Annotated in this window: 13 protein-coding genes and 1 pseudogene; 4 read left to right on the forward strand and 10 right to left on the reverse strand. The window is 69.8% G+C overall.

Annotated elements, in window-relative coordinates:
* The 8 genes and pseudogenes from B086_RS0129840 to B086_RS0129875 form a co-directional block, all read right to left on the reverse strand.
* Window positions 1-369, reverse strand: a pseudogene (locus tag B086_RS0129840) (hypothetical protein); the annotation flags it as partial.
* Window positions 366-506 (reverse strand): hypothetical protein, encoded by a 141-nt coding sequence (locus tag B086_RS44805; RefSeq protein ID WP_018570103.1) that lies wholly within the window; start codon window positions 504-506, stop codon window positions 366-368. The pseudogene B086_RS0129840 and the gene B086_RS44805, both read right to left, overlap by 4 nt.
* Window positions 507-531: 25 nt before the next feature.
* Complete coding sequence (locus B086_RS43800) at window positions 532-882, reverse strand: hypothetical protein (RefSeq protein ID WP_018570104.1); 351 nt, start codon at window positions 880-882, stop codon at window positions 532-534.
* Entirely contained in the window at window positions 879-1,184 is a 306-nt protein-coding gene (locus B086_RS0129855; RefSeq protein ID WP_018570105.1) for a hypothetical protein, read from the reverse strand. Before B086_RS0129855 ends, B086_RS43800 begins: the two co-directional genes overlap by 4 nt.
* Window positions 1,181-1,534: a hypothetical protein gene (locus B086_RS41230; RefSeq protein ID WP_018570106.1), complete on the reverse strand. Its 354-nt coding sequence runs from the start codon at window positions 1,532-1,534 to the stop codon at window positions 1,181-1,183. Before B086_RS41230 ends, B086_RS0129855 begins: the two co-directional genes overlap by 4 nt.
* Window positions 1,531-1,719, reverse strand: a complete 189-nt coding sequence (locus B086_RS0129865; RefSeq protein ID WP_018570107.1) for a hypothetical protein — start codon at window positions 1,717-1,719, stop codon at window positions 1,531-1,533. Before B086_RS0129865 ends, B086_RS41230 begins: the two co-directional genes overlap by 4 nt.
* Window positions 1,716-1,874 (reverse strand): hypothetical protein, encoded by a 159-nt coding sequence (locus B086_RS45150; RefSeq protein WP_018570108.1) that lies wholly within the window; start codon window positions 1,872-1,874, stop codon window positions 1,716-1,718. The genes B086_RS0129865 and B086_RS45150 overlap by 4 nt, the downstream gene beginning before the upstream one ends.
* Entirely contained in the window at window positions 1,874-2,173 is a 300-nt protein-coding gene (locus B086_RS0129875; RefSeq protein ID WP_037874218.1) for a hypothetical protein, read from the reverse strand. Before B086_RS0129875 ends, B086_RS45150 begins: the two co-directional genes overlap by 1 nt.
* Window positions 2,174-2,426: 253 nt before the next feature.
* On the opposite strand from B086_RS0129875, the gene B086_RS45155 reads away from it, so the two are divergent.
* From B086_RS45155 to B086_RS0129895, 4 genes are all read left to right on the forward strand, one after another.
* On the forward strand, window positions 2,427-2,603 hold the full coding sequence (locus B086_RS45155; protein WP_018570110.1) for a hypothetical protein: 177 nt from the start codon (window positions 2,427-2,429) through the stop codon (window positions 2,601-2,603).
* 172 nt (window positions 2,604-2,775) lie between these two features.
* Complete coding sequence (locus B086_RS0129885; protein WP_018570111.1) at window positions 2,776-4,875, forward strand: hypothetical protein; 2,100 nt, start codon at window positions 2,776-2,778, stop codon at window positions 4,873-4,875.
* 221 nt (window positions 4,876-5,096) lie between these two features.
* Window positions 5,097-6,776, forward strand: coding sequence for a type IV secretory system conjugative DNA transfer family protein (locus B086_RS41235; protein ID WP_018570112.1), 1,680 nt, complete (start codon window positions 5,097-5,099; stop codon window positions 6,774-6,776).
* On the forward strand, window positions 6,776-7,594 hold the full coding sequence (locus B086_RS0129895) for a hypothetical protein (RefSeq protein WP_018570113.1): 819 nt from the start codon (window positions 6,776-6,778) through the stop codon (window positions 7,592-7,594). Before B086_RS41235 ends, B086_RS0129895 begins: the two co-directional genes overlap by 1 nt.
* Window positions 7,595-7,663: 69 nt before the next feature.
* On the opposite strand, the gene B086_RS0129900 is transcribed toward B086_RS0129895, so the two are convergent.
* Entirely contained in the window at window positions 7,664-8,044 is a 381-nt protein-coding gene (locus B086_RS0129900) for a hypothetical protein (RefSeq protein ID WP_018570114.1), read from the reverse strand.
* 72 nt (window positions 8,045-8,116) lie between these two features.
* On the reverse strand, window positions 8,117-8,778 hold a 662-nt coding region (locus B086_RS0129905), incomplete at its 5' end, for a hypothetical protein (protein ID WP_158690441.1).

Here is an 8,778-nt window from a genome sequence, read left to right on the forward strand (position 1 = left end):
GAGCCACAGCAACATCGCCAGGGCCCACGACTCGGTGTAGGCGGCGGGGCCGATGACGGCGAACGCGCCGGACGCGCTGAACGCCACGGCGGTGGTGACGGCGTCACCGTGGCGGTTCACGGCCGAGACGCACGCGGCGGCGAACGATCCGGCGGACAGGGCGATCATCAGCGCCATGTTGCCGACGCTGTGGGCGGCGCCCTGCTCGTGCCAGATCCGGGCCAGGATCAGGGCGGTCGAGGTCGTGATGACCGGCACGAACCGCCCGGAGTAGGCGATCAGCAGGCTGAGGCCGGTGTGCTGAGGCGGGGGCGGCACGGCCGGGAGGTGCTGGCTGTACCACGCGGGGAACTGGTCGGGGGGTGTCACTGGGACTCCGTCCGGGGCGTGTCGTCGGTGTCGGTGTGGTGGGTGCTCGTCGGCCCTGCCGGGGCCGGGCCCGCCTTGGCGGCGGGCCCGGACTCGGCGTCCTCGTCGAACAGGCGGAGCTGACGGCCGCCAGCCATGTACTGGAGAACGGCTGGCGCGGCGTCACAGGCGGTCCTGCCGACGCCAGTAGTCGAGTTGGTAGGCGTGCAGGGTGAGCAGCCGGATAACGGCCTGACCGGTGGACCCGTCCTCGACCACCAGGTGGTCGCGGTCGAGCCAGTGGGTCAGGTACAAGACGGGCGGGAGGCGGGACTCGGCAGCCTCAGGGCGGAGGGTCCAGACCTGTCCCAGTTCCGCGAGAATCGCCGGGTCGTGCTCGGCGACAGCGGCCTCGACGAGCCGATAGGCGTCCTGCGGGGCCACGCGGTTCCACAGCACGAGTCCGCGGGCGCGACTTGCCATCCAGCGGGCGGCCTCGATCTCGCTGCCGAGAATCTGGGCGAGCGTCGTCACGCGAACACCTCCTTCTCGGCGCGGCCGCCGCGCAGCGTCTGCCACCCGGCGCGGCCGACCGCCAGGGTCACCCAGAGAATGAACGCGGCTCCGAGCAATAGGTACTTGAGGCTCGTTGCGATCGACGCGCCAAGCGGGGCCTGCAGCAGCCCCGAGAGGACCAGGGCGCCCCCGTAGGCGAGCGCGGTGGTCAGGCCGGTGGCCTGCGGGCCGAGGCCGTGCTGAAGGGCCCACAGCGTGCCGAGAAGGGCCGAGAGCAGGGTGATGGCGGCGGCGGCCTGGGCCCGGTCGTCGTACGTCACGAGACGCTCTCCTTCTGCGGTGTCGGCGTGCACAGGCTGGACGGGGAGTCGGGAGCCCGGGGGGTCTCCTTGGTCGACAGCACGAGCCCGTTGCACAGGTAGACACAGGAGTCGTCGGACCAGATCTCAGCGGCCGCGGTGCGGCCAGGCGCGGAGGACGGCGGGCATGTCGGGGTGTGGGTGCAGCCCTGGCGGGCCTCGGCGAGCGCACTAGACCGCTCCGAGGCCGTGAGCTGCTTGGTTTCTGCCTTGGTCAGGCGGTGGTTGCGGAGCGTGGACACGACGTCCTCGACGACGCACGCGGCGCCGAGGACGTCGTCCCACAGTCCGCGCAGGGCGCGGAGTTTCATCGCTGCTGGCCTCCCAGCAGCCGCTCGACGGTCTCCTCGTCGATCGCGAGCGCCTGGGCGACCTCGGCCTCGGAGTAGCCACTGGCGGCTAGTTCACCGGCCATCCGGGACCACTCTGCGGCCCGGTCCTCCGGCGCCACGTAGTCCTCGCCGCCCGTGGGCTCGTCGGGGGAGTCGGCGATCACTGCTTCTTCCCCCGGGGCGTGCTGGCGGCCTCGTGCGCGTGGATGCGGGCGAGGCCGGACTGGATGCGGGCCTCGGCCTGCTGCTCCGGGGAGTTGTGCCGGGCGTAGTCCTCGGCGGCCTGCGCCTGCAGGTTCTTGACCTCCTCGCTCCCCATCAGGCGGCCGCCTTCGTGACGAGCAGGTGGTCCTCGGCCTCGTAGCCGCGGCCGTTGTCCTCGCGCTCGACGTCGTCCAGGACGTCGTCGAGGCCGGCGGTCGGCGCGGGGACGCACTCCGAGCAGTGGATGGTGACCAGCCGTCCGCCGATCACCACCTTCACCGCCTTGAAGCCGTCGCAGTTCTCGCAGGCCGGACGGACGATCCGGCCCACGACCAGAACGCACTTCGATACCGGGGTCGTGTCGGGGTTGACCTGCATGGTCAGGACACGGGTAGTCCTGGGAAGATGACGCATGGAGATCCCTCTCTGGACGAGATGCACAGGGGTTTCCGCTGGTCGGAGCTGCAACTCCGGCCACGAGAGGGGCCAGGGCCGTTGCGCCTTGGCCCCTCTCGCCATTCCAGTAAGCCTCATCGGAGCTACGTTGTCAACAAATTCGTTTAATGACTTTCTAGCTTGTTGACTGTATGCTTGCGGCGCAGGCCATCGACGGGAGGGAAAGATGGGGCTCCAACTACTGGAACCACCACCGACGAGGAGAGGCGACGTGCCTGATGAGCAGGAGCAATCGGCACCCGAAGCAGAGGACAAGGTCCTCATCAGCGGAAGGGTCCGAGAGTCCGTCAAGCGACGGATGAAGGTCTACGCCGCCATGAACGACATGAAGTTGCAGGACCTCCTCGACGTCGCGCTCGATGAGTTCCTCACCCGGCACGGAACCTGACCGAACCAACAAAAGAGGCCCCAGCGGTGTAGGGACCGCCGAGGCCATTTGACGCGGAGAGATGGAGGTCTACATGCGTCTGGACCAGACTACGGCCGGAGTGCATCCGTCCTGGCCACAGGCAGCGGGAACCGGTCAGCGATTTGACTGGTCGTCGACTCTTGACCGGGCGGTGTCCGACACCCCGGCGTGGGTCCTGACGGTCTGCGCGGCCGCCGTGATCCTGGCGTGGCTCGGCGCGGCGTACTTCGCGGTCCGTACGGTGTGGCGCGCTTCCGAGCGGGCCAGCAACCGGCGCCGTGAGGACATGGAGAAGGCCAGGGCCGAGGGGCGGGAGGCCGAGGTCATCGGCCTGGGCAGCATGGGCCGGCAGGCGTACGTCGCCCTCGGCGGCATGGTCGTCTCGATCTACGGCATGTGGGGCTTCGCCCGGGAGACCGCGCAGCTTCCCCCGGTCATCGCCGTGGGCTTCATCGCCATCTTCGACGCGATGGAACTGGTGCTGTTCTCCCAGCTCTATCAGCGGGCCAACGCCAAGCTCGGATGGACCACGCAGCTCCGGCTGATCCACAACACCGCCTGGGCCCTGGTGGCCGTGTCGGCGACGGCGAACTTCATCCACGCCCCGAACCCGGTCTCGGCCCCCTTCATCGCGGCCGTGCCGATCGGCGCCTCCTGGATCATCGAGCTGGAGTTCCGGGCCCGGATGCGCGGCTCCGAGAAGATCGAGGACGGCTCCAAGGCGGGCCCTGTCCGGCTGCTGGCCCTGCTGTGGACCAAGGGATGGGCGGCCGCGTTCTCCGGCCTCGGCGTGGACCCGAACTCGACGTCGGGCCAGGTTGCCCGCGCGACGCTGGCGAAGAAGGCGGCGACCCGGCTGTTCCGCCTGCGCGTCGCGCTGCTGCAGCACGCCAAGCTGGTGCAGAACCGTGAGGCCAAGCGCCGGGACCTGACCAAGGCCGTGAACGAGCTGGACGCGCTGCGGCGCAAGGCCACGTCCGCGATGGACCGGTCCGACTTCGCGCTCGACTCGGGGCAGGCGCTCGCCGTGCTGCGCGGGTTGGCCGGCTGGACGCGCGTGGACGACGTCGCCACGGTCGACACCTCCGACACCCCGGCGGTCATGAAGCTGATGGAGGAGGTCGCCATCCTGCCCTCGGCGAAGCGGATCGAGGCAGCGGAGCGCGCGGCGGAACTGGAAGCCGAGGCGGAGCGCGCGGCAGAGGCTCGGGCCACGGCCGAGGCTGCGCGGGAGCGCGCGGAAGAGGCGAAGCGCGCGGCTGACGAGGAGAAGGCGGCGGCCGTCACCGCGCGGCAGGAAGCCGAGGATGCCCTCGCCAGGGCGGCCGAGGAGACCAAGGCGGCCAAGGCCGAGGCGGCCCGCGCGGAGGACGCTCGGGAGCGCGCGGAAGCTGCGCGGAAGCGCGCGGAATCCGAAATGACCGAAGAGGCACGGAATGTGACTCTGCTCGCTGAGCGTGCCGCCGACGAGCAGAAGAAGCTCTCCGAAGCCGTCGACGAGCTGGCCCGGGTACAGGGGCTGATCGCCGAGGAGGCCGAACGGCGCACCAAGGCGACGCAGGACGTCGAGGCGATCCGCGGCGAACTCCAGCGCCTTCTCAACGAGCGGAGCTCCGCCGAGGACACGACCCGGGCCAAGGCCGAGGAGGCCCGCCGGGTGAAGGGTGAGGTCGAGCGGCTGCAGACCGCTCTCTCCGAGGCTCAGCAGGCAGTCCGCGACCACACCACGGCGGCCGATCGTGCCGCTGAGCTGCGGACTCGGGCCGAGGAGACCCAGCGCCGGGCGGCCGAGGCCGCGGCCCGCACGCAGGCCGAGGCGGCCGAGGCGCAGGCCCTGCTCGACTCGATCCGCCCGCAGCTGGCCGACCGGCTCGGCGGGCAGGCCGAGGCGGCGGCCCTCGCGGCGGCGCCGGCCTTCCGCAGTGAGGCGAAGCAGACCGGATGGGAGCTGTACCTGGAAGCGGTGACGGCGGGCCAGGAGCCCCCGACCGCCGCGCAGCTCGCCCAGACCTGCGGCGTCTCCGAGGGCAACGTGCGCAACTGGATCATCGACTTCAAGGAGAAGCGGGCCGCGATGATCGCCAACGGCGGCGCGCGGCAGGCTGACGGCGCAACCGAGCGCGCGGAAGGCCCCCGCGCGGTCCCGGGCGGCGCGCGGCAGGAGTCGAGCGACTACCGCGCGGACGGTCACGAGCGGGCCGACGATGCCGCGCACACCCGGCCGATCAACGGCCAGCGTCAGCCGGTGTGACCTTCCCGCCGGACAGGCCCGCTCGGAAATAACGGACCGTCAGGTGAGAGGCGTCGGGATCTGTCCACAGGCAGACCGTTGCAGGATCGCCCAGCGGAGATCATCTCGGTCCCCGCGAGCGGAAACCGCGCGCTGCCGAGCGGACCCTCACAAACAAACGAGCAGAGCGGTGTCCGACCCCGCACATACGGTGCCTGAGCAGACAACGGAGGAAAACCCGCATGATGTCCCACGCGCAGACTACGGCCCTGGAGCTGGCGGCCTCATCGCCGACGCCCGGCCTCCCGGGCGACGACACCCCAGTCCCAGTCCTCTTCGATTATCTGACCACCTTCCACCACTTCGTCATGGGGCCCGGCGGCATCGCGGCCGGCGTCGCCGCAGTGACGGCTATCGGCGGCATCGGCTGGGCCTGGGGCCAGTTCGCCCCCCGGCCCGGCTTCGCCTCCAAGCGGGAGATCAGCAAGGAGATGAGCGCCAAGCACGCCCGGGAGACGGCCAAGCAAACCCGCCCCAGTCTGGAAGGACGAGAGAAGACGGTCCCCACCACGGCGTACGCCGTGCCGCTCGGGCGCCTGCGCTCCGGCGGCCTGCCCACCGGGATCTGGGGCACCCCGGAGAACAACTACCTGCTCCTTGCCCCCTCGCGGCAAGGCAAGTCGATCATCCTCAACAGCGTGATCTATCGGTGGGACGGCGCGGTCGTGCACACGTCGTCCAAGGTCAACGACCACGTGGCCACCAAGGCAATGCGCGAGCAGCTCGGGCCCGTCTGGGTCTGGGACCCGCTGGGCCTGTCGGGCGGGAAGAACACGTTCCGCTGGGACCCGATCCGCGGGTGCGAGGCGCGCGAGGTGGCCATCCAGCGGGCCGCCTACCTGCTCTATGGCTCGCGCAGCGGCGGAGACGCTGGCACGGGCGTGGACGCGTTCTTCAAGTCCACGGCCTGTGAGGTCCTATCCCGCTTCATGCACGCGGCCGCCCTCGGCGGCAAGACCATGATGGACGTCTACGCCTGGAGCCAGAACCGCAGCGACCAGACGGCGGCGAATATCCTGCTCACGGCCGGTGCGCAGGACTGGGCAAACCTCCTGGTGCAGCGGCAGACCGTCGTGCAAGGCACGGGTGACGGCATCTTCACCACGCTGTCCTCCGCCCTCGGCTGGATGGCGAACCCCCGGGTCGCCGAGACGGTCCTGCCGGACCCCGGCGAGCACTTCGACGCCGAGACCTTCCTGCTCAACAAGGGCACCCTCTACATGATCGGCAACGACAAGCCGGGCAGTACGGTCGCTCCGCTGTTCGTGATGTTCGCCGACTACCTGCGCTCGGTGACGGTCGAGCTGGGCAACAAGAACGGCACCGGCCGGATGGATCCGCCCTGCCTGTGGGCCCTGGACGAGATCGCCAACCTGATCCCGCTGCCGGTCGACAAGTGGATGCCAGACTCCGGCGGCCGCGGAATCACCCTGGTCATCGTCATCCAGTCCCGCGCGCAGTTGTTCGATGTGTGGGGAGAGCAGCGCGGCCGCATCATCTGGGACGACGCCAACGTCCGCATCTTCCTGCGGGGCATCGGCGACACTCAGGTCCGCAAGGACATCAGCGACATGTGCGGTACCTACGAGAGGCAGCGCAAGACCACCACCACCAGGAACGGGGAGAACTCGGTCTCCACCGTCACCGAGGAGAAGCCGGTCATCACCCCCGGGCAGGTGTTCAAGCTCGGCAAGCGGCAGAGCCTGATCATCTTTGCCGGGTGCTCGCCCGTGATCACGCACATCAAGCCGCTGTGGAAGCGACGCGACGTCAAGAAGCTGTCCAAAGGCGCCCTGCCCTCCCAGCGCAAGGGCGGCACCGGCACCGACACGGGAGTCTCGATGACGAAGGGGAGCATCTGATGGCGGGGGAGATCGGCGGCGGCCTTGCCGGACAGGTCTTCGCGCTGGCCAAGGACCTGGCCAAGGCCGAGAAGGACATCGAGGCCCTGGGCGAGCACCGCGGCGACGTCCGCACCGCCCTCGCCCAACTCGGCAACGTGCAGGAAGCGCTCGACCACCTGGAGGAGCGGACCGGCGGCCTGCAGGAGCAAGTGCAGGCCCTGGCCCCGCTCCGGCCCAGCCTGGACGCCCTTTCCAAGACGGTCAAGGAGATCAAGGAGGACCTCTCGGCCCTGGCAGCCGAACCCGCCGAGGAGAAGCTCTCGGTCTGGAACTGGTCCTTCGACCAGGGCATGGACCGTGAGCAGGCCGGTGAAGCCTGGGACATCCTGATCAAGTGGGTCCGCCACGAACTTCAGTACGGGTACGGCTGGGTCGGCTGGAAGGCCAGCGCGTTCGCCAGCAACAACCCGGTGCCCGGGTCCCCGACCGAGGCCGAGCGCATTCCTCCATGCTGGTACCGGCACCAGGAAGCCGTGCGGGAGCTGAGCTGGCTGTGTCAGGAATGGATCAAGATCTACCGCACGTCGTATGGCACTCCGAACAGGGCGGGGGACTGGCACGACCGGTACGCGCCCGGCGTCAAGCGGCGCCTGATCAGCGCGCTGGGCAAGTGCATCCAGGCCGGTTCCCACCAGGACGACCCCTGGGACGTCGACCCGAAGGTGCCCACGGCCCCGCGGGCGATCGACGACGACGCGGTCCTGTCCGGCTTCCTGAACTGGGACCTCCAGAACCGCCGGGAGGCGCCCGTTCCCGGGCCTGTAGCGACCTCGTAGCCGCACAGACGACGGAGCCCCCGACACCGACGTGTCGGGGGCTCCGTGCTGCCTCTACGGCCCTTCCGGCTACGTCTCCCACGGTGCCCAAAGGCTGTCCGATCCGATGGTCCACGCCAGGGTGTTTTCCACACCGGTCACGTAGCCGCGGCCCTTCTCCTGGGCGACCTCTCGAAATTCAGGCTCGGCGATCCCGCCCTGCATCGCCTCGTGCGCCCTGTACTGCTCACGCTTGGCATCAGTACCGGTGACGGGGCGGCCGAGAGGCGTCTTACTGACCGGCGGTTTCTCGGTGCGGCCAGCGGCCCACTCCAACGCGGCGAGCATGCCCTTGTCGTATCCGTCGTGCGTGTTGCTGCTGTAGCCGTTGGCCGTGACGTGCTCGATCATCCTGACGAGCTCGTGCTCCGGTCGCAGCTTGGGCGGTGTCCACTCCTGTGCGGTGCTCAACTCGGCTCACCTCCTGGTCGGTTGAGAGTAAAGGCCGGGTGGGCGCCCGGCCAGCAGGCGCTACAGGCCATATCAGTAGCTGATGATCGGGCCCTGATCCTGCTGGATCTGTGGTGCGACCTCGACCTCGGGCTCGCGGGTGCGGTTGACCTCGGCCTGCTCGGCGCGGACCGCCTCGTCGGCCTCGGCGGCGGCCCGGTTGCTCTCTGCCATACGACTGGCGATCTCGGTAAGCGCAGCGTGCGCCTTGTCGAGGTCCTCCTGCAGGTCGGCCAGGTTGACCGGGAGCTGCTCGGTCTGCGGGGCCTCGGCCTCCGGGGCGCCGGCCGCACGGGCCTGCTCCGCCTTGAGAGAGTCCTCGACGTACTGGCGCTCGTAGTGCTCGCGCAGCTGATCCTCGGCCGTAGGCCCGGTGACGGCCGGGGTCTGCTCCGGCTGGAGTTCCTCCTCGACGGACTCCTCGACAACATCGGCCTCGACGCCCTGCTCGGCCTCGGGCTCGGCCTGGACCCTCTGCTCGGGACGGTCCTCGGTCGTCTCGCCCTCGACCTCCCAGTTCATCTCCGGGGCCTGGTCGAGGTCGTACTCGGGCTCGGCTTCGCGGGAGGCGATGGTCTGCTCGCGCAGCAGCTGCTCGTACGCGGCGATCGCGGCGTCCAGCTCCGGGCCCGGCCGGAAGATGGCAACCTCGGCGGACTCCTCGACGTGCGGCGCCTGCTCGCCCTCCACGCTCC

Source organism: Streptomyces sp. PsTaAH-124, from assembly GCF_000373685.1.
Lineage (GTDB): Bacteria > Actinomycetota > Actinomycetes > Streptomycetales > Streptomycetaceae > Streptomyces > Streptomyces andamanensis.